The following is a 23,124-nucleotide window of genomic DNA, read 5'->3' as shown; positions in this document are numbered from 1 at the left end:
CAGGGGCTTGAGGCCACTCAACCTTTTTCAGTCAGCCTCTAAGCTCGACTTTGGCCAATCAAGCGGCGTGACAGAGTGCGTAAACCAAGCATTGCTGAAGGGCCCGTGAGGGTTTCGGCGTTTTGTGCCGGTGCCGGGATGTAAACAAACCTGTCTCGCGCCAAATCTGCCGTCGTACGGTTGCGAGCGCATCCGCAAAAGTCGGATGCGACTTGCGGTACCAGCTGTCGATGAGCACAGCTGTTCGGGTGCGCTGGTTGAGTTGGGCAGCCAGCAGGGTCACGATGGAGAACAGCCCGAACAGGCAAGGGGTGGTGCGGGCCACGGCACGATCCGACCATTGCCGTTGCGTCTCAACACCCAGATGGGCGCGGGCCTCCTGGAACGTGACCTCGACCTGCCAGCGCAGGATGAACCAGCGGATGATCTGCAAGGGAGCCTGCCTGGGATTGGTGCACAGCAAGGCCTGCGGCGAGAAGCGTCCAAGGGGATCGCGCAGCAACACCCAGCGGATTGGTACCACCGGCATGCCGCCGTGGCGCCACACGGCCGTTGCCGAGCAGAACTCGATCAGCCGATCCCCTTCGCCATACCAGCCCGGCACCGTAACGCGTTGCCAGCGCGTACTTGTCCGCGTCAGCACATCAGAAAGGGTTGGCAGGCGAGCTCCTTTGGTGCGGGGACGGCCGCATGTCCCTGGTTGACGCGGTGGAGCCGGCTCATAGAGGGCAGCATCCAGCCGAAGCCGGGTGATGCAGATCACATTCTGACGGGACAGGGCTGCGAGCAGTTCCAGGGCGGCAAAGCCCATGTCAGCCACCAGGATCAACTCGCGCGCGGGCAGCCAACGCCGCACCTGCAGCACCAGCTGGCGGGCCCAGTCGGTCAGCTTCTTATGCCGGTGTCCGCGCTCACGGCAGTAGCGCTCCGAGGGCGCCAAGGCGGTGAGGAACGGCAAGGCCCAGGTCCGGGCGGCCCACGGGATGGGCGCCAGGAGCATGAGACTGATCCAGCGCAGGCCTGATGCCTTGACGAAGTGAGCATCGGAGGAGCGCACCGGATCGCGATAAATGCCCTTGGCTTTGATGCGCCGGCCGCGCCGACGCTCGATGGTGTCATCAAGGCCGAGGATGATCGGACCAGTTGGTGCGAAGGCGTGGATGAGCAAACAAAGCAGCAGACGGGCGGCCTCACGTCCGCTCCAGCGAGCCCGGCTCAATACGCGATGGTAGTTGACGAAGTGAGCCTCGCGACTGAGGCCGGTGATGCGTAAGATGCTGGTCACAGTGCGCTTGCCGGGTGCCAGAATGGCCCCGACGAGCAGGACCTCGGCATGGCGCCAAGTTCGGTAGCGAAAGAGCGGGGCAAAGGCTAAAATGATCGCGGCGAAGCGGGCGGGCAGGTCTGGCATGGCCGTGTCTCTTGGCGGGGACACACCAACTTACCGCATCGTTCGCTTCGCCGCCTCTGCACTCCCAAACCACCTGCCAGAAATGGCCAAAGTCGAGCTTAGATCATGAAATAATCGCTCGGGTGAGCCTTAACGTCGGCAGCACTCACATTGTCGAGCGTGATCGTATTCCCATGTCCAAAGTCAATGACCGTGTTCTTGCCATCCTGATGGGCGAAACCGGCAAGTTGTTTAGCCGTGGCCTGCATCCCGGTGATCCACAGGCTGTCCAGCCCCGCCTGGAAGTCCGCCACGGTATCCTTGCCGCCGTCCTTGGCTGTGAAGACGAACACGTCGCCGCCCGCACCGCCGGACAGACTATCGTTGCCCGTGCCACCGTCGAGCCAGTCCTTACCCTCATCGCCATGCAAATCATCGTCGCCCTCAAGGCCGTAGAGGCGGTCATCGCCCACATCGCCGAACAGAGTATCGTTGCCCTCATTGCCCCACAGATGATCGTTGCCCTCATCGCCGTGCAATTTATCGTTGCCGTCATTGCCGGACAGATGATCGTCGCCCGCACCGCCGGACAGCGTATCGTTGCCGCCACCGCCGTACATCTCATCGTTGCCAGCACCGCCGTGCAAATCATCGTCGCCCTCGCCACCAAGGAGTAAGTCGCTGCCCCCACTACTACTACCGTAGAGCGGTTCATCGCCCTCATCGTCGCCGCCCAAATCATCGTCGCCCCCGCCACCATCGGGCGTGTCGTCCTCGAAGCTGCCCATACCATCAAAGAATCCGCTGCCCTCCGCACCGCCGGACAGAGTATCGTTGCCCTCAAGGCCCCACAGAGTATCGTGGCCCAAGGTACCACTGAGCAAGTCGTCCCAGGAGCTGCCCACACGATTGGCGACCCATTCGTCCCCGAGGCTGCTGGAGATCGGATCGTTTCCGTTCTGGCTGGCGAGGATCACGTCCCCATTGGGTGTCTGATGCAAGTGATCATTGAAGTCTCTGCCACTGACCAGTGCCATGTCTTTCTCCTGTGTTGTGTCTGCTAGACGGGCGGGCACGGAAGAGATCGCACCCTGGCTGCCGACCATACATGTCGGATCTGACGAAAACCTGACTTGCACACCCAGCCATACCGGAGGGTCCGCGCACCATCACAGCCGACAAGAACGCCGCCTATCCAATCGTGCCGGAGAACTCTGACGTTTCGCCAAACTCCGGTAGGTGAAATTTCTGAATAACATTGTCGAGCAGGATCACCGGCGCATCAAGCGATCGGTTCGACCTGGGCTGGGCTTCAAGAGCTTCATGACAGCCTTACGGATAGTTGCGGGCTACGAGGCCATGGCGATGATCCGCAAAGGACAGGTTGTCCGTGCACCAGCAAACGACATGAGGGCTCAGAGTACCCTCAATGCAGCTCTGTTCAGCGCCGCTGCCTGACTTCAGGCTTCACCCGGCCGTCGCTTGACCCGCGGCAAGGTTCGCAACCGAAACTTATTACTCAAGGGTTTCCGTGAGAGTGCAGCAGGACGCCAGGCCGAACACCACTGGATCACGTGTATCGCGGGCCCGACGAACCCGACAGGAGGTGTCGGGTGCCTGGCGTTTTCTCAGGAATGGCGAACAGGATCCTCCGTGGGGAAGTGGAACTCCCCCTCATTCAACTGCGTTCCGTGTTGTTGGATGCGGTTGCGAATGGGCGCTCAGCGTTTTGCCGGGTGACCCGGCTGGCCTTCTCCACCAGTTGCACAAAGGCGAACTTGCCGGTGCAGTCGATGGCCACGAACAGATAGCGCTCTCCCTCGGCGGCCTGCGCTTCGGCCATGTCGATGTGGAAGAAGCCAATGGGGTCGCTCTTGAACTTCTTCTCGGCCGGCTTGTCGCCATCGACATCCTTGCTCCTCCAGGACCTTCAACGACTGCTTTTCCGCGCGATCAGGTCCCCTCGCATGAATTGAAGGAGCGCACTCGCTACTGCATGAGATGAGCGTCCCATCGCGTTTGCCTTACTCCCCGGATGCATGAGAGCGAGAGCCGTCGAGCGATCAAACAGCACGCGCATGCGAGCGTTGTCGCATTTCTGCCTGCATCGTGACTCAACAGGGATCTCCAAGCTGAACAATAAGGAAGGAGCCACCATGATTGCTCAGTCCACGGACCTCGCCATTCCTAAGGCGTTCCTGGAGTATGAAGGGGTGACGGTCTACCGCACCTATCGGTTCGACGATCCGTCCACCTATCCACCCTCAGCTCACATCTTCACAACCTCTCCAGACGGGCGCTACGCCTCTGACCCCTTCCGCTTTGATATTCGCACTCTGACGGTCCCGGCGGCATCAGCTGGTGGAGACGGCGTGCGGATGGGAGACGAAGCCGCCGTTGCGGCAGTGTTGGAGCAGGCCATTGATCGCGGGATGATCACAATGCCAGGTACCAGCTCTGGGGCTCGACCGGTTCAGGTTTGTCGGCAAGCTTGGTGAGAACAAATCGGGCCGTTCGCCATGTTCGCGAATCAAGCAGGGACAATTTTCATCAGCGCGCGGGCGCCCTTATCGAGACGGCTTGGGTGATCTTGAACTATGCGAGAGCCTTGGCTGGCTATCCAGCTCGATCTATGATCGCCAATCTTTCAACTGCACCCAAGGCGTCTCAGTAATGCAAGAACGCCGCACAGGCTTGGTATTGAGCAATATGGGAGCTCTCTTGGCTTTGGCCTCCAGGAACGAAGACGGGTTCTGTTACAATTTCTGACGTCACTCATGTGACGACCGGACACGAGCTTAGGTTAGGCAGCAGCGTTGAACAGACCAGCAATGAAATCACTCCGGGCCTCCCTATCATTCGCTGGGACGCTGACGACTTGGCCTTTGCGGACCATCATCATGACGTCATAGCCGGCAATCGTCTGGACGGCCGTCACGAAGCTCTTGAAGCCCGGACTGGTCGAACCAGCCGCTTGATGCGCCGGTGACCCGTCTCGCCGATGTTGTTCAGGAACTTCGCCCACCGGAATTTGGCAATGCGCCAGCGCTGTCCAGGCTCTTCACCGCCTCCAAGCCATGGCGGCATGGAGAGCCGCGGCAGGTGCTGTGGCTTGACCAGCTATACTCTGTCCTCTAAGGCTCCTGGCGCCCAACGGCGGTTTACGAAACAAGCCCGTTTGCAGAGCCCTCACGACATCATAGGCTGCTTTCTGCCAGATGGGTGAGGCAACCATACCTTGATATGATTGCTGCGGCGCCTGGAGGCCGCATACATTCTGCCGTGCGAGATGGCAATGGACTCGCTGTCCCGCTCCCTTTGTGAGCGTTTCCTCCCTGAACTTGGGCTGCTGGCGCCAGCAGCCCCTTTTCCGGGCTCTAGCCGTGTTGGACGCGGACGATGATAGCGCATCTCAACTCGGCATCCTCGACCCTCCGTGATCGCATTCAGGACGCCGCCGCCGAGGAGCTGATTGGCACCAAAGGCGTCGGCAGCCTGACGTCGTATGCCATTTCTGAGCGCTGTCACATGAACGAGTTTTACCTACCTCTCCGGCGGATGACGAAGTGTGCGCTTTCAACGACTTCCTGCTCCAGATCCAAGGCGTCATTGCCGAGTACGAGCGCGCCCAGATCCTGGAGCGGGGACGACGGGGACGGCGCCATGCCGCGCGGATGGGTTCAGTCAGCGCTCTCGCAGGCGCACCTTACGGGTATCGCTACATCACCCGCGAGCGCGGAGGTGGGGTTGCTCGGCTCGAGATCGTGCCCGAGGAGGCGCGATGTGTCCGCCTGATCTTTGCCTGGATCGGGCTCGACCGCCTCAGCCTGCGCGAGGTCTGTCGCAAGCTCCAGCAGGCTGGATGCCGAACCCGTTCGGGCACGACACGGTGGTGGGCCTCCACCCTTCATGGCATGGTCGAGAATCCCGCCTACACCGGCACAGCCATGTATGGCCGCTTTCGCGCGATCGAGCCAAAGCCGCGGCTGCGTCCGATCCGCAATCACCCGACTCATTCCTCACGCCCGACCACACGCGTGCCGGTCCCAAGCGAGGATTGGGTGGCGGTGCCGGTGCCAGCCCTTGTCGATCCCGCGGTCGCCGAGGCCGCCAGAGCGCAGCTTGAGGAGAACCGACGGCGTAAGCGGGAGCAGAGCCGAGGGCCAGGGTGGCTGCTCCAGGGGCTGGTTGTGTGTCGGCGGTGTGGCTATGCCTATTACGGTAAAGCCACACCTGGGCTTGCTGAGTGTCATCGCCCCGATGCCTTCGGTTACGGCGCCTATCGCTGCATCGGCAGTGATGGACACCGGTTCGACGGAAAGGCGGTGTGCACCAACCGCCCGGTGCGCAGTGATCGTCTCGAGCGCGTCGTGTGGGCCCAGATCGAGGCGGTTCTCAATGATCCACAGCGGATCGCTCACGAGTACCGGCGCCGCCTCACGGACCTCGCATCGGAGAGTCAACCCGATGCCGACGTCGGGGAGGTTGAGCGCCGCATTGGCGCCCTGCGGCGCGGGGTCGGGCGGCTGATCGACGGGTATGCTGACGGCGTGATTGACCGTGTGGAGTTTGAGCCGCGGGTCGCCGACCTGAGGGCCCGGATCACCCAGTTGGAGGAGCATCGCAATGCCTTGGCAGCTGCCAGTGAGGCCAGACGCGACCTGACCCTGGTGATCGGTCGCTTAGAGGACTTCTCGATGACAGTCCGTGAGAACCTCGACCTGCTCGACTGGTCTGCCAGACGCGACATCATCCGGCTGATGGTCCGCCGCATCGAGATTGATGAAGGCCAAGTCGAGATTGTGTTCCGCATTCCACCTCCGCCATCAGGAGGCACGGGCGGAGATCCAAAGTTCAAATCCAAGCACCATTGTACAGGGGAGCGTGGAGCGCACGTTCGCGTGGCTCGTGCGCAACCGCCGCTTGGCCAAGGACTACGAACGCTTGGTCGAGACCGGCGAGATGTTGCTCTATCTCGCCATGAGCCGCCTCATGACGAAACGATTAGCCCATGCAGCAGCTTAACTTCCAGACACCCTCTAGCACTACTTTGGCAGGCATGAGGAACCAAGCGGGGCCTGTCGACGTCTTCTCCTGAAGGATTCTGCGAGAGGTTGTCATGAGCACCTCAGTGGCGTGGGAGCACGAACTCCAGTCCTGGCTTGAGCCCTTCCTCACCCCTCTTCATCATCCGGCTCGGCGGCGCATGTGCCCGCTCTATGTCGCCGGGCTGATCGGGCCTGGCGAGCGCAAGAGCCTGCAGCCGATGGCCGCGCGGGTGGCGCCTGCTGACTATGATCAACTGCATCACTTCGTGGCCGTCGGCCCCTGGGACGAGGCGCCGCTCGAGGCCGAACTCCTGGTCCAGGCCAACCGGCTGGTCGGTGGGCCTGACGCCATCCTGGTGATCGACGACACGGCGCTGCTCAAGAAAGGCACGCACTCCGTGGGCGTGGCCTCGCAATATGCCGGGGTGGTGGGCAAGCAGGCTAATACTACAAGCCGGGGCTTGCGTCGGCGTCGGGTGCGTTTGCGCCAGTGGCATTCGCGCGCCCGCTGCTGATGGCGCCGGCGCCACACCGACCAGTGCTCGACTGCCTCAACCGAAGGCGGCCGCTCCCACACCAGATGCCAGAGCAGACGGCGCACTTCCGGCACCGTGAACGGCAGCAGTCCCGCGGCCTGCCCGACGGGGGCCTCTCCCCCGATGGCGTGCTGGCGCACGATGGTCAAATACGCATGCGCCAGCATGGATAGGGTGATGTGCCGGTGCCAGCCCGTCCACGCGCGCACCTCGTACTCGTCCAGCCCGGTCTCGCCCTTGGCCTCCTCAAAGCAGCTCTCGATCCGCCAGCGCATCCCCGCAATCCGCACGAGCGTGGACAGGGGCGTGTCAACCGGTGCCCAGGTGAGATAGAACGTGAACTGATGCGGACGGCCCTTCTGGCGGCGGATCAGCAGGCCGGACTTCCAGCCTGTCGGCGGGATGCCGTAGGGCAGATAGGCCCAGTCATACAGCCGTGGCCCCTTGGCGCCTTCGCCGGCACTCAGCCGTGCCCAGCCCCGGGCCGGCACGTCCTCGAGCCAGTCCTCGACCGGCTTGAGCCCGAGCCGCTGGGCCGAGGTCACGGCCAGCACATAGCCGCGCCCATGCGCCTCGATCAGGCGCCGCGTCTGATGGTCGGCGCCATAGAGGCAGTCGCCCACCACCCAGGCGCACGGCACCCCGGCCGCAAAGGCGCGCTTCAACATCGCCTGCCCGAGCTTCGGCTTGGTGGTGAAGCACACCTCCTCCGGCACGCCTGCTTCCGCGCGGCGTCCGGCGTCAAAAGCCCAGGTATCGGGCAGGTAGAGGGCCCGGTCGATCAACGCATGCCCATGCCGGCTGGCATAGGCGAGAAACACCCCGATCTGGCTGTTCTCGATGCGCCCGGCGGTGCCGGAGTACTGGCGTTTGACGCCGCCCGACTTGTCCCCCTTCTTCACGAAGCCGGTCTCGTCGAGCACCAGCACGGCGTCAGGATCACCGAGATGCTCGACCACGTAGGCGCACAGATCATCCCGCACGGCATCCGCATCCCAGTGCATGCGGGCGAGGAAATCCTGCACGCCATCGGGGCTGGCATCGCCAGCGGCTTCGGCCAAATGCCAACCGTTCTTGCGCTCGAGCGGCGACAGCAGGCCCTGCAGGTAAGCCCGGGCGCGTCGGCGCGGCTCGACGCGGCTGAAGCGGGGAGCAATGCGGGCGACGAGATCATCCAGTTGATCGGCCCAGCCGTGGGCCTCACTTGCGTGCGTCATGGCGCGACACCTCCGTGTCTAAGACAACGCACAAGACCCGGCTGTAGTACTAATTGTCAGAGCCTGGTCTCGCTCACTCTGGCCAAGAATGAGGTGCCGATCCCGATCGTGCTGCGGCTGTTTCTGCCCGACACCTGGATCAAGAATCCCGAGCGCCTGCGGCAGGCGGGGTGCCCGCGCCATTCTGGACGCAGCGCTCCAAGCCGGAGATCGCACTAGCGGAACTGCGGCGGGTCATGCAGGCTGGGGTGAGCTTCGGGGCGGTGCTGGCCGATGCCGGCTATGGCATCAGCGGCCCCTTCCGGCAGGCCCTCTCGGCACTTGGACTGCTCTGGGCGGTGGGAACCGTGCGGATCCAGAAGGTCTATGCGGCGGATGTGCAGATGATCACGCCCCCGCCGTCCCGCGGCCGACCCCGCAAGACACTGGTTCCAGATCAGGAGGCGATCTCGGCCGAGGCCCTCCTGGCCACGGCCTCATGGCGTCAGGTCACCTGGCGGCGCGGCACCAAAGGCCCGCTGCGGGCGAAGTTCGCGGCCGTGCGGGTGCGGGTTGCCGACGGGCCAGCGGTTCGTCTGCACGGGCAGGCCGCCCAGCATCTGCCGGGCGATGAGGTGTGGCTGGTGGGCGAGCATCGCTCGTCGGGCGAGCACAAATACTATCTGTCCAACCTGCCGCCGGACACAGCGCTGAAGCAGCTGGCCTCTCTCATCAAAGCCCGATGGGTGTGCGAGCAGGCGCATCAGCAGCTCAAGGAAGAGCTCGGGCTCGATCACTTCGAGGGCCGCTCGTGGCGCGGGTTGCACCGGCATGCCTTGCTGACACTGATCGCGTATTTGTTCTTGCAGCATCTGCGGCTGCGGGCCGCCACAGGGGGAAAAAAGAAAAGGCAGCGGACCACCACCGCAACCCAGCTTGCCGGCCATCCGGCGCCGGCTGCTTGATCACATCACACACGCCATGCGCCTGCGATGTCCGCTCTGCCGGGCCCACTTCACCCTTGGATCAATGATAAAAGTGCCAAAGGAGTGCTAGCCCATTTTATGCATGAGGCGGATTGGCGAGTGTAGCTTAAGCACTTGTAGCAGCGTAGGATTTGGTTGCTAAAGCCGATCCTGCACTCGTTCCAAGGCTGCCACACTCGCCATGCCGGACCATACAACTGCGACCTTCCCGTTTCCAGCCATTGGCCGCAAGAAGATCACCGCCGCTTTCGACGGTGGACGCCTCTCCTCAGACGGCGGCGTCATGCTCCTGGCTCAAGCCGAGCGCCGGCTTGGCATCGCCGAGCGGCTGGCGCGCTTCATTCCAGATCGGCGCGATCCAGAGCGGGTCAAGCATGCCATTCCGGACATGATCCGCGCCCGCATCTTCGCGATTGCCTGCGGCTACGAGGACTGCAACGACTTCGGCCCGCTGCGCTCGGATCCGGCATTCAAGCTCGCCTGCGGACACTTGCCGGAGACGGGCACTGACCTGGCGTCCCAGCCCACCCTCTCACGTCTGGAGAATGCCCCGAGTCTGCGCGATGCGATCCGGCTGACCTATGCACGGGTCGATCCGTGGATGGAAAGCTACGCCAGCGTGCCGGATAGCGTCGTGCTGGATATCGATGACACCTGCGATGTCGTGCATGGGCATCAGCAGTTATCCCTGTTCAACGCCCACTCTGACGAGCGTTGCTTTCTGCCCATCCATGTCTACGACAGCGCCACGGGTCGGCCTGTCGCCATCGTACTGCGGCCGGGCAAAACACCCTCGGGTGTGGAGGTGCGGGCGCATCTGCGACGCCTCGTGCGCCGGATCCGCACGCGTTGGCCGACGACGCGCATCACCATCCGGGGTGACAGCCATTACGCCCGTCCCGAGGCCATGGACTTCTGCGAGACAAACGGCATCAGCTACCTCTTTGGACTGGCCGGGACCCGGCCGCTCACCGCCAAAGTTCAGGATGTGGCGGATGCGGTGCGCACCCACAGGGCACTGGAGGATCGCGAGGTCGTTCGCGGCTTTGCCGAGACGATGCACCGGGCCAAAAGCTGGTCGTGCGAGCGACGGGTGGTGGCCCGCATTGAGGCGACCCGCCTCGGGCTCGACATCCGCTTTGTGGTCACCAACCTGATCAGAACCAGCCCGCGAGTCATCTACGAGAGCCTGTACTGTGCCCGCGGTCAGGCGGAGAACTGGATCAAGTTCCACAAGGCACAGCTTGCCTCCGACCGGACCTCGTGCCGGCGCGCGGTGGCCAATCAGGTTCGCCTGGTGCTGCACACGGCCGCCTACTGGCTGATGCTGCAGGTGCGGGAGGCCATCCCAGCCCTGCGCGATCTCGCCCGAGCAGAATTCGCCACGTTGCGCCTTCGCCTGCTCAAGATCGCCGTGCGGGTGCAGGAAACGGCAAGCCGCATCCGCTTGGCCTACGCGTCCTGCTGTCCCGAAGCCGACCTCGTCCGCACATTGGCTGCCGCTCTCATGCCAAGCCCGAGGGCGGCGTCGCCCTAAGCGAGGGGGCTGCCATCGCCCCGATCACCCCATCCCGTTCCCGCCAACGCGTTCCCTCTGTTCCAACCCTCGCAGCGGTGAAACAGACGCAGCGGATCAGCACGTCCTGGGCGCAAATCACATCATTGCAACAAGCTCTGGTGAATGCGATGGGCTAGCACTACTTTGGCAGGTATGAGGAACCGGGGGAGCCCCACCGGTTTTTCCGCTGAAGGATTTTCCGCGGGAGGTCGTCATGAGCACCTCAGTTGCGTGGGAGCACGAACTTCAGTCCTGGCTCGAACCCTTCCTCAGCCATCTGCATCACCCAGCCCGTCGGCGCATGTGCCCGCTCTATGTGGCAGGCCTGATTGGCCCCGGTGAGCGCAAAAGCCTGCAGCCCATCGCGGCTCGGCTTGCTCCTGTCGGCTACGACCAACTGCATCACTTCGTGTCCGTGGGGCCGTGGGATGAGGCTCCGCTGGAGGCTGAACTGCTGGCGCAGGCCAATCGGCTTGTGGGTGGCCCTGAGGCTGTCCTGGTGATCGATGACACCGCTCTGCCGAAGAAAGGCACCCACTCGGTGGGTGTTGGTCCGCAGTATTGAACCGCGCCGGGATTCCCGGAGGCTCCAACTCCTGAGAGGATGGAGCCATGACAAAGCGAACACCCCCTATTCACCAGAGGTCCGCGAGCGCGCGGTCCGGATGGTTTTCGAGCATCGGGACGAGTACACCTCCCAGTATGAGGCGATCCTGTCGATTGCGGCCAAGATCGGCTGCTCGCGCGAGACGCTGCGCCATTGGGTGCGACAGGCCGAGCGCGACCAGGGCCTCCGCCCCGGGCCAACGAGCACAGACCAGGAGCGGATCAAGGCGCTCGAGCGTGAGGTGCGTGAACTGCGCCAGGCCAACGAGATCCTGCGCAAGGCCAGCGCCTATTTTGCCCAGGCGGAGCTCGACCGCCGCTTCAAGCCATGAAGTCGTTCATCGACGAGCATCGTGAGACCTACGGGGTCGAGCCGATCTGCCGTGTGCTGCCGATCGCCCCGTCAACCTACTACGAGCATGCCGCCCGCAAGGCCGATCCCCACCGCAGATCGGCCCGCGAGCGCCGGGACGACGACCTCAGCCAGGAGATCCGCCGGGTCTTTGCGGAAAACTTCGGCGTCTATGGGGTGCGCAAGGTCTGGCGCCAGTTGCAACGCGAGGGGGTCGATGTTGCGCGCTGCACGGTCGCCCGGCTGATGCGGCAGATGAGCCTGAAGGGTGTGGTTCGCGGCAGAAGCATCAGGACGACGGTCAGTGATGCCGCGGCCCCTTGTCCACGTGACCGGGTCAACCGGCAGTTCACGGCGCCGCGGCCGAACGCCTTGTGGGTCAGCGACTTCACCTATGTGGCGACCTGGTCGGGCTTCGTCTATGTGGCCTTCGTGATCGATGCCTTCGCCCGCCGGATCGTGGGTTGGCGGGTGTCGCGCTCGGCCCGGGCCGAGTTCGTGCTCGATGCCCTGGAGCAGGCTCTCCACGAGCGGCAGCCTCTGCGGCGCGCCAACCTTATCCACCATTCCGACAGAGGGGTTCAATACGTGTCGATCAAGTACACTGAGCGCCTCGTCGAGGCGGGGATTGAGCCGTCGGTCGGCAGTGTTGGGGACTCGTACGACAATGCGCTGGCGGAAACCGTGATCGGGCTCTTCAAGACCGAGGTGATCCATCGGCGCGGTCCATGGCGCTCCTTTGAGAGCGTCGAGTTCGCCACCCTCGAATGGGTCAATTGGTACAACAATCGGCGCCTGCTCGAGTCCATCGGCAACGTCCCGCCCGCCGAGGCGGAAGCCGCCTACCACGTTCAGCTTGAGGTCACGCCGATGGCCGCGTAAAATCCAAGCCAACCAGCCTCCGGAAAACTCGGCGCGGTTCAGTATGCCGGGGTGGTGGGCAAGAAGGCGAACTGCCAGGTGCTGGTTTCCCTCACGCTTGCCAAGGATGAGGTGCCGATCCCAGTCGCCTTGCGCCTGTTCCTGCCTGACACCTGGATCAAGGATCCCGGGCGCCTGCAGCGCGCCGGTGTGCCCGAGCCTTTCTGGACGGAGTGCTCGAAGCCGCAGATCGCCCTCACTGAGCTCCAGCGTGTCATGCAGGCTGGCGTGAGCTTCGGGGCGGTGCTGGCCGATGCCGGCTATGGCATCAGCGCACCCTTCCGGCAGGCGCTCTCGGCTCTGGGGTTGCGCTGGGCTGTGGGCACCGTGCGCATTCAGAAGGTTTATCCGGCCGATGTGCAGATGGTGGCCTCCACCACCACGCGCGGACGACCCCGCAAGACGCTGATTCCGGATGTCGAAGCGGTTTCGGCCGAGGCTATGCTGGCTAAGGTGTCATGGCGCCGGGTCACCTGGCGGCGTGGCACCAAAGGCCCGTTGCAGGCGAGGTTTGCCACTACGCGTGTGCGGGTGGCTGATGGACCGGCGGTTCAGTTGCGCGGGCATGCCGCCCAGCACCTGCCAGGCGACGAGATGTGGTTGGTGGGTGAGCATCGCTCGTCGGGGGAGCGCAAGTACTACCTGTCCAACCTGCCGCCCGACACGCCATTGAAGCAATTAGCGTCTCTCATCAAGGCGCGCTGGGTGTGCGAGCAGGCGCATCAGCAGTTGAAAGAGGAGCTTGGGCTCGATCACTTCGAGGGCCGCTCTTGGCAGGGTCTCCATCGGCATGCGCTGCTGACGCTGATCGCCTATCTGTTCCTGCAGCATCTGCGGCTGCGGGCAGCCAAAGGGGGAAAAAGAAAAGCCAGCGGACCACCGCCGCAACCCAGCCTGCCGGCCATTCGGCGCCTGCTGCTTGATCATCTGGCACACGCCATGCGCCTGCGATGTCCGTTCTGTCGGGCGCGCTTCACCCTCGGCTCACTGATGAAAGTGCCAAAGTAGTGCTTCTGTAATGGGCCGTTGAGTGTCAATCCCCTGAGTGACTGTCCTGTCGCCGAAGTCTTGCTTCTGTTCGGGGTCGGCGCGCGGCCGCCCCACCATGCCATCAGAGAGGATGCGGTCAGCCCATCTAAGACGCGTGTTCCACCTCGATCAGGTGCTCACGGCACTACTTACGGCTTGACCGCCTCCATCGTCCCGGCGACGGGACCTCAGGGGAACAGGACGAGAGCCGCCCCGTTCCGAACGCTTGCTCCTCCTATGCAGCAACACCCTCCCGGCTCCAGTGGAAGGTGGTGCCGTCGATCCACATGCGATGGAGAATGACCGCAAGTTTCCGGGCCAGCGCCACCTTGGCCCGCCGCATGCCGCGCCGCTTGGCCACCTCCAGCGCCCAGCGTTTGAGCGCCGAGAAGCGCACCGCCCGGGTCAGCAGGATGTGAGCTCCTTCATACAGGGCCGTGCGCACCATCGGATCGCCCACCCGGCTCACCGCTCCGGTGATGTCGGTCTCGCCCGACTGGTACTTCTTCGGCGTGAGGCCAAAGTGCGCCCCCACGGCTCGTGAGCGGGCGAAGCGCTCGGGATCGTCCACCGCGGACGTGAAGGTGACCGCAATCAGCGCTCCCACACCTGGCACGCTCATCAGCCGCCGGCAGACCTCGCTCTCCCGGGCGATTGCCAGCATCGCCCGGTGCAACTGGGCGAACTCCGTCTGCAGAGCCTCGCGAGCGCGCAGCATCGCCTCGGCAATCTTCTCCAACATCGCATGGCCTGCCGTGAGGGTCCGCACCCGCGTGGCGAACTGGCCCTTGCTGATCTCGCCCACCTTCAGGCCGAAGCCGCGCAACAGCCCACGCAGGCTGAGTTCGATATCCCGCATCTTGGCCTGCAGCTGCTTGCGGGCCATGAGCAGGGCCCGCACCTCTTGCGCCGGCGGCGACTTGCAGTGGACGGGGCGGAACCAGCCCATGCGGCAGGAGTTGGGCGATGCCACGCGCATCGCGCCGATCAGTTTTGACGATCATGGCCGAGAGCGCCGCCTTCACATGGCGCGTCTCCAGGAGCACCACCTCGAACCCGGCCTGCCCAAGGCCGGCATGCAGCCACTGCGACAGAGGACCAGCCTCCAGGCCGACGCGGGTAAGCGGCAGGTTCAGGCCGGCGAGGAAGGTGGCAAGCGCCTCAGGCTCGCTGGCGACCTTCGCCTCGCGAATGATCTGCCCTGAGGCATCGAGGATGCAGACGCTGCTGAGTTCCAAAGACACATCGATTCCGGCATAGTAGTCCATGGCTGTCCCTCATGATGCTTGGGGCCGATCCGCTCGGACCCCGGTTCAACACCATCACTCTGAGGGACAGCCACCCTGCTTCGCTACTCCGTGAGCGGCAGGCCCATTACGGCATCTAGAGTTCAAGCAATCCATCCTTGACCATATCACGCGGGCCTTGCGGGGCGTTGGGTCTGGCATGTTCGCCCAGCCCCCGCTTTACCATCATGCTCTTGTCCCTTGAGGCTTTCGCCATCAGGTCAGATGGTTGACCCGGAAGCATCTCTCCCGGCTTCCCCCGCCTAAGGCGGGGATTCGACTCGCCGTTTTCACGGCGCACCCATTAGGAGCACCCGGCTCTCCAGTGCCCTCCACGACCGCTGATAGTCTTCGCCTGCCGCGGTTGTGGATGATTCCCAAGTCGGTTTCGGCGTTTCGCATCTCGCGTACCTCGCCGTTCAAGTTTCAGGACACCTGCCACCCCTCCCCATGTGGACGGCTTTCCCGTCCTCGGAGTACTACGGTGGCTCCGTCGCCCTGCGCCTCGCGGCGCGGCGGGCGATCCCATATTCCCTTGATGCTGGACGTCTCGAGCGCGACGTAGGTGCCTCGTCTGTCTCCTTGAATGGGGTTATTCCCCATCGCCCATCGCATGGAAGGTTCGAGCGACGACGACTTTATCGCTCTATCGCGATGGCCTCGACCTCAGACGCTGTGTCGAGGGATGTACATTTGCATCACTGGAGGCTGAGGTTCGAGCAATGCGGCTCTCACCTTATCGCGCGGGCCTTGCAGACCATGGCCGTAAGCGTCTTCGGACCATGTCTGCTTTATCGGCATGCTACTGTCCCCTTTGGCTTTCGCCGCCAGGTAAGCCGTTGGCCCAAGGGTCATTTCTTCCAAACCCCTCCTTTCTGGAAAAGGGATCCAGCGCCAGGTGATATGGCGCACGCCGTCGATGTAACCCCAATTGCATCCTTGGCCTCGGCTCGCGTCTGGAAGACGGTGCCAGCGAGAAGCAGGTAGTGCGCACAGGTTTCGGCAAGATCTCCACCAAACAGCCCAGCAGGGAGCGTGGAGCGCGACCAGGAGATTTAGATCAAGGCCCTTGAACCGCATGTTTCCCTTGGATCCATAACGTGGATAGCTGCCATCGAAACAATCGATTTTACCACTCTTGCGGAATGCTGCATTAGGACAGTGTCACTTGCCCGAACTCAAGGACGTCGGCGGCAGCATTTACGTACGGCGCAGGAAGGACGAGTGCTCTCCCGACGCGTTGAGACCGGGCGCTCACGCCGGTCGGCGCGACTAAATGGTCATGGCGCCATCTCGTTTGCTTGCAACGTTGCGTGAGCGCGGATCTGTAGTCCGCCCGCTTCCTCAACTTTGAACGAGGCGGCTAAGAGATGACCGCCAGGAGTCTTGTGCTGGGAGCCACCCGAACCGTCGCGATCGAGTTAGTTGGAAACACATGCAATGATCCACCCCACACCGCCGCCTGATCCATTTGCAATCGTTGCGATGCCAAGGACTGGCACACACTATTTGGAAGAGTTGCTGAACGACCATTCGAACCTGATGAGCAACGGTGAGTTGACGGTAACAACGTAACTACAGATCCCCGTGTTCCGGGTAGGCAGTGAACATCCGATTGTGCAGTGAACATCCGATTGTATTGAATAGGCGAAGATCATGACACAAAAGGTCGCTCTCATAACCGGCGCTACCGGTCAGGATGGTGCCTACCTGTCCGAACTGCTGCTCAACAAGGGCTACATCGTCCATGGAGCGAAGCGGCGCTCATCCTCCTTCAACACCGAACGGATTGATCACCTCTACCAAGACCCACATCAAGCAGGGGTGCGCTTCTTCTTACACTACGGCGATATGACGGACTCGACGAACCTCATACGTATCATTCAGGAGGTTCAGCCGGACGAGATCTACAATCTTGCGGCTCAAAGTCACGTGCAGGTGTCGTTCGAGACGCCCGAATATACCGCCAATGCCGACGCCATCGGAGCGTTGCGGGTGCTTGAGGCCATTCGGATACTCAAGCTCGAGGGTAGGACGCGCATTTATCAAGCTTCCACCTCGGAACTTTATGGCAAGGTTCAAGCCGTGCCCCAGACCGAGACTACGCCGTTCTACCCACGCTCGCCTTATGCAGCCGCCAAGCTCTACAGCTACTGGATCACTGTCAATTACCGCGAGGCGTATGGCATTCACGCCTCCAATGGCATTCTCTTCAATCACGAGAGTCCAATCCGGGGCGAGACTTTCGTCACTCGCAAGATTACCCGGGCAGTAGCCGCAATTCAACACGGTTTCCAACAGAAGCTCTACCTCGGGAATCTCGACGCCAAGCGCGACTGGGGGCATGCTCGCGACTACGTCGAGGGCATGTGGCGGATCGTGCAGCACTTCGAACCCGGCGATTATGTGCTCGCCACAGGCGAAACGCATTCGGTGCGTGAGTTTGTGGAGAAGGCGTTCACATGTGTCGGCAGAGCAATCGAGTGGAAGGGTTCGGGAGCCAGCGAAAAGGGTATTGACCAGCAATCCGGCGAGGTTCTGGTTGAAATTGACCCGCGGTATTTCCGACCGACCGAAGTCGATCTCCTGATTGGCAATCCATCAAAGGCGAAACAGGTCCTCGGGTGGCAGCATCGAACAAGCTTTGAGGATCTCGTCCGTGAGATGGTCGAGCAGGATCTCCAAACTGCTCTTAGGGAAGAAAATCGGCAAAACCGGCACGACTAAAATTGCGTCATGTTCCCAAAGCGACAGACGGCCTTTGAGCTCAACACCTACGAGTTCGCGCCGCTACTCCTTCTGAGACCTCCTGGCCTGCGTGTCTTGCCCATGCCGCTATGGTCGCCGATGGCAAGCCCTGTCGACCGAGTCGCGGACGGGTGGTCGCGTAGCGCCTGAACGAGTTCGAGGACGCGCCGGGCTCTCGTGAAACCCGCCCAGCGTTCCGTTCGGATGGCTCTGATGTTGCTGAGGAGAGCGTGCCAGAGCAAACCTCATGAAATAGGTGGCGGCCCGTTGGTGAGAGCTGGCTCGGGAAATTTGAACAGCGGGACAAGTGGAGTTTCTGCCTGAGAGCGGCCAGAATGGCTGCCGAACAGGAGAAACGATGAGCAAGAGACCCCGCCGCAATCACTCACCGGCTTTCAAGGCCAAAGTGGCCCTGGTCGCTTTGAGAGGCGAGAAGACCCTGGCCGAGTTGGCGCAACAGACCGTATGTTCGTTGCCAGCGGAGGTGGCTCGTCCACACTATGCGGCGAGCGAGGGTTGCGCCGGATGGGCCGGCGCCGAGCCTCCCGCACAGGGGACGAGCCATGCAGCAGAAGAGCAAAGTGTTTGTCGGTCTGGATACCTTCTTTATTCGGCTAGTTCCAGTCAAGCGTCTTTAAATCCATCGCGGCGTTCGGTGCAGTGGCCCCCTGCAGGCTCTCGCTTCTTTCCGGAATCGGCATCAAAGCCCTTCCATAATGGGATCAGAAGAATGAAGTGGAACAATCTCTAAAGCGTTCTCTCGCAACTTGCGAAGGAGACCAGGTATCCAGCGAACTCACTTCATTCGTCGTCCCGCGAGGGAGACCGCTCCGCCAGCCGGCGAAGTTCCGAGACTTTCTTGAATCGTGATCGTGTGTCAGGCGGCCGATGCCGCCTTCGCCCACCGGAACTCGGTTCCGTCGCTCCACACGCGATGCAGGATGACAGCCAGGCGCCGGGCCAGCGCAATGATTGCTTTTCTCGCTCCGCGCCGCTTGGCCACGTTCATCGCCCATGCTTTCAACCACGACCATCTCGTCACTCGCGTGAGCAGCGTCTGAGCGGCTTCAAACAGCAGCGTTCGCATCATGCCATCACCACACAGCGAAATCCTGCCAACCCGCTTGCTTTCGCCGGACTGATGCTGCACGGGCGTGAGGCCCAGAGCCGGCCCCACCGCTTTGGAATTCCGAAACCGGGCTGGGATGTCGATGGTGGCGACGAAGGCCAGAGCGACCACAGGCCCTACTCCAGGGACGGTCATGAGCCGGCGGCAGACCTCGTCGCCACGCACAATCTCCAGAAGCTTGCGATGCAGGCTGGCAAAGTGCTCGCGCAGGGTCCGGCGAGCATCCAGAAGCGGCTTGGTGATCTCGGCCAGGTCCGGCAGGCCAGCCACCAGTTCGTGAATACGCTCCTCGAACTTGAGCGCACCGACAACTCCGACCTTGAGGCCAAAGTTGCGGAGCAGACCGCGTAAATCATTCTCGATGGCAATGGCCTTTTCCTGCAGGAGCTTACGGGCGGTCAGCAGCGCACGGCGCTTCTGGCTCGCCAGCGTCTTGACGTGAACCGGTCGGAACAGGTTGACCCGCATCATCTGGGCGATGCCGCGGGCATCATTCCGGTCGGTCTTGTTGACCTGGGCCTTGAGGAAGGCCTTGGTGTGCCGGGTCTCGATACACACGACGGGCAAGCCTGCCCTGGCGAGCCCATCGAAGAGCCATTGGGAGAGCGGGCCCGCCTCAAGGCCGATCCGCTCCATCCGCCAGGCAGGATCTTGTAGGACCTGAAGAAGGTCCTCCGGATGGCTGGGAGCCTTCAACTCGCGACAGATCCTCCCTGTCTCATCGACAATGCACACCGATGTCTCCTTGACCGAAACATCCAGACCCACGTAGTGCTTCATGCTGCGCTTCCTCTACTAAGACCCGAAGTCGTTCTCAACTGCTCTCGTTGTATCATTGGCCTGACGCACTGCCCCCATCAACCAGTGGAGGGCTCCGCAGCCGGCCGAATATCCCATCTCGAAACTGAAGATCTCGGGCGCCGTGGCCGAGGACGGCCGTCAGGGCGAAGTCCGCTTTCTCGGCGAGATCGACAATACCCCCGAGGCGGTGCGGCGTCTGGTCCACAAGCTGGCGAGCCGACACAGCGAATTGTTGTTCTGCTATGAGGCGGGGCCGACCGGCTATGGCCTGCAGCGCCAGATCAGCGCGTTCGGATACGATTGTGCGGTCATCGCCCCGTCCCTGATCCCCAAACGCCCGGGCGAACGGGTCAAGACCAACCGGCGCGATGCCTTGACCCTGGCCCGGCTGCACCGGGCCGGCGAGCTGACCGCCATCTGGGTGCCGGATCCGGGGCATGAGGCGGTGCGGGCGCGCGAAGCGGCCATGGCGGATTTGCGCGAGAAGCGCCAGTACCTGCAATCCTTCCTCCTGCGCCATGGGCGGATCTTCTCCGGCCGCAAGCCTTGGACCCGGGCGCATGCCCGCTGGCTTGCGGAGCTCGTCTTCGAGCATCCGGCTCAGTACTTGGTCTTGGGCGAATACCGGCAGGCGATTGCGGATGCCGAGGCGCGGTTGGAGCGGCTGACCCAGCAAGTCGCCGAGATAGTCGCGACCTGGTCGATGGCGCCGGTGGTCGAGGCCTATCAGGCCCTGCGCGGGGTAGCGCTTCTGACTGCAGTAACCTTTGTGGCAGAGATTGGTGATGTGCGCCGCTTCGAGAGCCCACGGCAGCTGATGGCCTTTCTCGGCCTGGTGCCGTGTGAGAGCTCGACCGGTGAGCGGGTGCGGCGGGGCGGCATCACCAAGGCCGGTAACACAAGGGTCCGTCGGGTGCTGATCGAGGGGGCTTGGACCTATCGCTTTCCGGCCCGGATGAGCCGTTTCCTGCAGGAGCGCCAGGAGGGCTTACCAGCGATCGTGCGGGCGATTGCCTGGAAGGCGCAGGTGCGGCTGTGCGCGCGTTATCGCCGGCTGATGGCGGCCGGCAAGCGCCAGACCGTGGTAGTAACCGCGATTGCGCGGGAGATGGCGGCGTTCCTGTGGGCGATCGGGCGCGAGATCCAACCCCGTTTGGCCGCCTAAAGGTGCACAAAGACAAGATCTCACAAAGACCTGGATCACGTTCGCCTGACATCTGTGATTGCGCAGCACCGGAGGCAGGGCCTCGGTGGGGAACCCTCGTTCGAATTGTGTGGCCGATGGGACACCATTGACGCCCGTCAACAGATCGAGGCAGCCCCGGACGAACACACGGAAATGCGGTCACCAACCCGCGCATCAGAGTCTGCTCAACCGTCGTCTTGCGGCTCTGCCTCCGGCCCTGCGCAATTGCTTCATCCTTGTATGCCCTGATCGTTGCAGAGGAGCGCACACCCACGTCCGACATCATTGACAACGAACATCAGAGTTCGATGTCCATCCCAACCAGATCACCCAGTGGAAGGCGCAGCTCCTCGACGGAGCGGTCGGCGTGTTCGGGGCCGAGAAGGCAGCGACGCCACCTGTGGACGTGAAGACGCTGCATGCCAAGATCGGCGAGCTGACCCTGGCCAATGATTTTTAGAACACGCGCTCGCCAAAGTCGGAACGTGGCCGAGCGCAAAGCGATGATCGATCGCTCGCATGACCTGCCGCTGACCCGGCAAGCCGAGGAACTCGGGATCAGCCGGGGCAGCCTCTATTACCAGCCGCAGCCGGTCTCGGCGACTGATCTGGCCCTCATGCGGCGCATGGACGAACTGCATCTTGCCTATCCGTTCGCGGGCAGTCGGATGCTGCGCGATCTGCTGGTCGCGGAGGGCTTTACGGTCGGACGCCTGCATGTTTCCACGCTGATGAAGCGGATGGGCATGGAGGCGATCTACCGCAAGCCCAACACCTCCAAGCCAGCGTCCGGGCATCAGATCTATCCCTATCTGCTGCGCAAGCTGCCGATCACCCGCTCCAATCAGGTCTGGGCCATGGATATTACCTACATCCCCATGGCGCGCGGCTTCGTTTATCTGGCGGCGGTAGTCGACTGGTTCAGCCGGCGGGTTCTGGCCTGGCGGCTGTCGATCACCTTGGAGGCTGCGTTTTGCATTGAGGCCCTGGAGGAAGCGCTGGCCCGCTATGGCCGGCCGGGGATCTTCAACACGGATCAAGGAAGTCAGTTCACCAGCCACGACTTTACCAGCGTGCTGCTCAAGAACGAGATCGCGATCAGCATGGATGGCAAGGGCGCCTGGCGCGACAACGTCTTTGTCGAGCGGCTCTGGCGGTCCATCAAATACGAGGAGGTCTATCTGAAAGCCTACGACAGCGTATCCGAGGCCCGCGCCTCAATCGGCCGATATCTGACTTTTTACAACAGCCGGAGGCCTCATTCGAGCCTTGACCGGCAGACACCCGATCAGGCCTACTTTACCCCGCTGCCGCAACTCGTGGCAGCTTAACACGGCAGAGCCTCCACTTATCCGTCCGAAAACCCTGTTCAGACAAACCGAGCCTCCTCACCCTTGAGTGACATCAAGCTATTCTGTTCTCCACTTTCACTGCTCAAGGTGCTAATTTAATCGCGACCGTCTGGGTAGTTGGAGAGATGCCTCATGTCGCACCGTTCAGCTCCAGTGCCTGCGAACGCCGAAGAGCCGGTCATCTTTATCGTGGATGATGACGAAGCCCTTCGCGATGCACTCGGAAGCCTGTTTCGCTCTGTCGGGCTCAAAGTCGAGATGTTCGGCTCGGCGACCGAATTGCTGCAGTTTAGATTTCCGGACGTGCCGAGTTGTTTGGTGCTCGACATCCGATTGCCACGGCTGAGTGGCCTCGACTTTCAGGCCGAAATGGCCGAAGGGAACATCAAAACTCCTATCATTTTCATGACCGGTCACGGTGACATTCCAATGTCGGTCAAGGCCATGAAGGCTGGAGCGATCGATTTTCTGGCCAAGCCATTCCGCGATCAGGATATATTGGATGCGGTGGCTGTGGCGCTTGATCGTGACCGTCAGCGGCGACATACTGAGAAGCAATTGTCGAGCCTGCGGGCCAGCTTTGGCGCTCTCACGCGGCGCGAGCGAGAGGTGATGGGCCTCGTTGCCACCGGTTTGATGAACAAGCAAATCGCGGGGGAGCTAGGGGTCAGCGAAATTACCGTCAAGATTCATCGCGGCCATGTTATGCGGAAAATGGGAGCGCGGTCCCTCGCCGAGCTAGTGAGAATGGTTGAGATGCTCGGGGTCAACTCGTCATTGCCCAAGTAAGCTCGGTCTCAGTAAGCTCGCTGTCCACCGGATGCAGAGCAGGATCACCGTGCCGTCGAAATCACTGCCCTCGAACACGCCGCCCTCCGCTGCTGAGACTTCCGGCCGAGCCCCTGAAACTCTGAAACAAACGGTTCGCGACAGACAGAATCTGAAGGCGCACCTAACGACGAACGATGCTCCGCCGAGCCTCACCTCCGGCGAGGGGCCG

11 protein-coding genes, 11 pseudogenes and 1 other annotated feature are annotated in these 23,124 nt (G+C 62.4%); of the genes and pseudogenes, 15 read left to right on the top strand and 7 right to left on the bottom strand.

Annotated features, from left to right (window positions below; genetic code table 11):
• Positions 1-58 precede the first annotated feature (58 nt).
• Positions 59-1,411, bottom strand: coding sequence for a transposase (locus ACD578_RS30595; RefSeq protein WP_404292579.1), 1,353 nt, complete (start codon positions 1,409-1,411; stop codon positions 59-61).
• A gap of 98 nt (positions 1,412-1,509) precedes the next feature.
• On the bottom strand, positions 1,510-2,427 hold the full coding sequence (locus ACD578_RS30590; RefSeq protein WP_404294706.1) for a calcium-binding protein: 918 nt from the start codon (positions 2,425-2,427) through the stop codon (positions 1,510-1,512).
• Positions 2,428-2,629: 202 nt separating this feature from the next.
• Between ACD578_RS30590 and ACD578_RS30585 the strand changes: the two are divergent.
• A pseudogene (locus tag ACD578_RS30585) lies at positions 2,630-2,848 on the top strand (DDE-type integrase/transposase/recombinase); the annotation flags it as partial.
• A gap of 280 nt (positions 2,849-3,128) precedes the next feature.
• Here ACD578_RS30585 and ACD578_RS30580 read toward each other — a convergent pair.
• Positions 3,129-3,311 (bottom strand): annotated as a pseudogene (locus ACD578_RS30580) (IS481 family transposase); the annotation flags it as partial.
• A 157-nt stretch (positions 3,312-3,468) separates the two neighbouring features.
• Here ACD578_RS30580 and ACD578_RS30575 point away from each other — a divergent pair.
• The 4 genes and pseudogenes from ACD578_RS30575 to ACD578_RS30560 all read left to right on the top strand — a co-directional run.
• Positions 3,469-3,888 (top strand): hypothetical protein, encoded by a 420-nt coding sequence (locus ACD578_RS30575; protein WP_404294705.1) that lies wholly within the window; start codon positions 3,469-3,471, stop codon positions 3,886-3,888.
• 1,176 nt (positions 3,889-5,064) lie between these two features.
• Positions 5,065-5,763, top strand: a pseudogene (locus ACD578_RS30570) (recombinase family protein); the annotation flags it as partial.
• Between the two features lie 409 nt (positions 5,764-6,172).
• The gene (locus tag ACD578_RS30565) at positions 6,173-6,415 is read left to right on the top strand and encodes a transposase (RefSeq protein ID WP_404295592.1); all 243 of its coding nucleotides are present in this window, start codon (positions 6,173-6,175) and stop codon (positions 6,413-6,415) included.
• Positions 6,416-6,509: 94 nt separating this feature from the next.
• Positions 6,510-6,884, top strand: a pseudogene (locus ACD578_RS30560) (transposase); the annotation flags it as partial.
• A 200-nt stretch (positions 6,885-7,084) separates the two neighbouring features.
• On the opposite strand, the pseudogene ACD578_RS30555 reads toward ACD578_RS30560, so the two are convergent.
• Positions 7,085-8,191: pseudogene (locus tag ACD578_RS30555) on the bottom strand (IS701 family transposase); the annotation flags it as partial.
• A 39-nt stretch (positions 8,192-8,230) separates the two neighbouring features.
• Here ACD578_RS30555 and ACD578_RS30550 point away from each other — a divergent pair.
• The 5 genes and pseudogenes from ACD578_RS30550 to ACD578_RS30530 form a co-directional block, all read left to right on the top strand.
• A pseudogene (locus ACD578_RS30550) lies at positions 8,231-9,135 on the top strand (IS701 family transposase); the annotation flags it as partial.
• A 202-nt stretch (positions 9,136-9,337) separates the two neighbouring features.
• Entirely contained in the window at positions 9,338-10,693 is a 1,356-nt protein-coding gene (locus ACD578_RS30545) for an IS1380 family transposase (RefSeq protein ID WP_404294703.1), read from the top strand.
• Positions 10,694-10,928: 235 nt separating this feature from the next.
• Positions 10,929-11,276: pseudogene (locus ACD578_RS30540) on the top strand (transposase); the annotation flags it as partial.
• 103 nt (positions 11,277-11,379) lie between these two features.
• Positions 11,380-12,554, top strand: a protein-coding gene (locus ACD578_RS30535) for an IS3 family transposase (protein ID WP_404294702.1) whose coding sequence is annotated in 2 segments (ribosomal slippage) — positions 11,380-11,614 and positions 11,614-12,554 — 1,176 coding nt in all. Because the reading frame shifts where the segments join, the coding sequence is not laid out codon by codon here.
• Positions 11,607-11,723 (top strand) — a sequence feature (AL1L pseudoknot). Its footprint overlaps the gene before it by 117 nt.
• A gap of 33 nt (positions 12,555-12,587) precedes the next feature.
• Positions 12,588-13,516, top strand: a pseudogene (locus ACD578_RS30530) (IS701 family transposase); the annotation flags it as partial.
• Positions 13,517-13,857: 341 nt separating this feature from the next.
• Here ACD578_RS30530 and ACD578_RS30525 read toward each other — a convergent pair.
• Positions 13,858-14,890: pseudogene (locus tag ACD578_RS30525) on the bottom strand (IS110 family transposase).
• Between the two features lie 1,458 nt (positions 14,891-16,348).
• Between ACD578_RS30525 and ACD578_RS30520 the strand changes: the two are divergent.
• Positions 16,349-16,468, top strand: a pseudogene (locus ACD578_RS30520) (sulfotransferase); the annotation flags it as partial.
• Positions 16,469-16,564: 96 nt separating this feature from the next.
• Complete coding sequence (gmd, locus tag ACD578_RS30515; RefSeq protein ID WP_404294700.1) at positions 16,565-17,635, top strand: GDP-mannose 4,6-dehydratase; 1,071 nt, start codon at positions 16,565-16,567, stop codon at positions 17,633-17,635.
• Positions 17,636-17,682: 47 nt separating this feature from the next.
• On the opposite strand, the gene ACD578_RS30510 is transcribed toward gmd, so the two are convergent.
• Both ACD578_RS30510 and ACD578_RS30505 read right to left on the bottom strand, forming a co-directional pair.
• On the bottom strand, positions 17,683-17,898 hold the full coding sequence (locus ACD578_RS30510; RefSeq protein WP_404294698.1) for a TniB family NTP-binding protein: 216 nt from the start codon (positions 17,896-17,898) through the stop codon (positions 17,683-17,685).
• 635 nt (positions 17,899-18,533) lie between these two features.
• Positions 18,534-19,565, bottom strand: a complete 1,032-nt coding sequence (locus tag ACD578_RS30505; RefSeq protein WP_404294519.1) for an IS110 family transposase — start codon at positions 19,563-19,565, stop codon at positions 18,534-18,536.
• A 115-nt stretch (positions 19,566-19,680) separates the two neighbouring features.
• Here ACD578_RS30505 and ACD578_RS30500 point away from each other — a divergent pair, with 115 nt between their 5' ends.
• The 3 genes and pseudogenes from ACD578_RS30500 to ACD578_RS30490 all read left to right on the top strand — a co-directional run bounded on the left by ACD578_RS30500 (position 19,681) and on the right by ACD578_RS30490 (position 22,913).
• Positions 19,681-20,751 (top strand): IS110 family transposase, encoded by a 1,071-nt coding sequence (locus tag ACD578_RS30500; RefSeq protein ID WP_404295580.1) that lies wholly within the window; start codon positions 19,681-19,683, stop codon positions 20,749-20,751.
• Between the two features lie 322 nt (positions 20,752-21,073).
• Positions 21,074-22,103, top strand: a pseudogene (locus ACD578_RS30495) (IS3 family transposase); the annotation flags it as partial.
• A 153-nt stretch (positions 22,104-22,256) separates the two neighbouring features.
• Entirely contained in the window at positions 22,257-22,913 is a 657-nt protein-coding gene (locus ACD578_RS30490; RefSeq protein WP_404294696.1) for a response regulator transcription factor, read from the top strand.
• Positions 22,914-23,124: the final 211 nt, after the last annotated feature.

It is taken from the genome of Microvirga sp. RSM25 (assembly GCF_044784385.1).
GTDB lineage: Bacteria > Pseudomonadota > Alphaproteobacteria > Rhizobiales > Beijerinckiaceae > Microvirga > Microvirga tunisiensis.
This window is presented reverse-complemented; position numbering and strand designations above follow the sequence as displayed.

Coding starts and splice junctions, on each gene's coding strand:
- ACD578_RS30595 (WP_404292579.1), bottom strand. CDS start 1,411: ATGCCAGACCTGCCCGCCCGCTTCGCCGCGATCATTTTAGCCTTTGCC.
- ACD578_RS30590 (WP_404294706.1), bottom strand. CDS start 2,427: ATGGCACTGGTCAGTGGCAGAGACTTCAATGATCACTTGCATCAGACA.
- ACD578_RS30575 (WP_404294705.1), top strand. CDS start 3,469: ATGCGAGCGTTGTCGCATTTCTGCCTGCATCGTGACTCAACAGGGATC.
- ACD578_RS30565 (WP_404295592.1), top strand. CDS start 6,173: ATGAAGGCCAAGTCGAGATTGTGTTCCGCATTCCACCTCCGCCATCAG.
- ACD578_RS30545 (WP_404294703.1), top strand. CDS start 9,338: ATGCCGGACCATACAACTGCGACCTTCCCGTTTCCAGCCATTGGCCGC.
- gmd (WP_404294700.1), top strand. CDS start 16,565: ATGACACAAAAGGTCGCTCTCATAACCGGCGCTACCGGTCAGGATGGT.
- ACD578_RS30505 (WP_404294519.1), bottom strand. CDS start 19,565: ATGAAGCACTACGTGGGTCTGGATGTTTCGGTCAAGGAGACATCGGTG.
- ACD578_RS30490 (WP_404294696.1), top strand. CDS start 22,257: ATGTCGCACCGTTCAGCTCCAGTGCCTGCGAACGCCGAAGAGCCGGTC.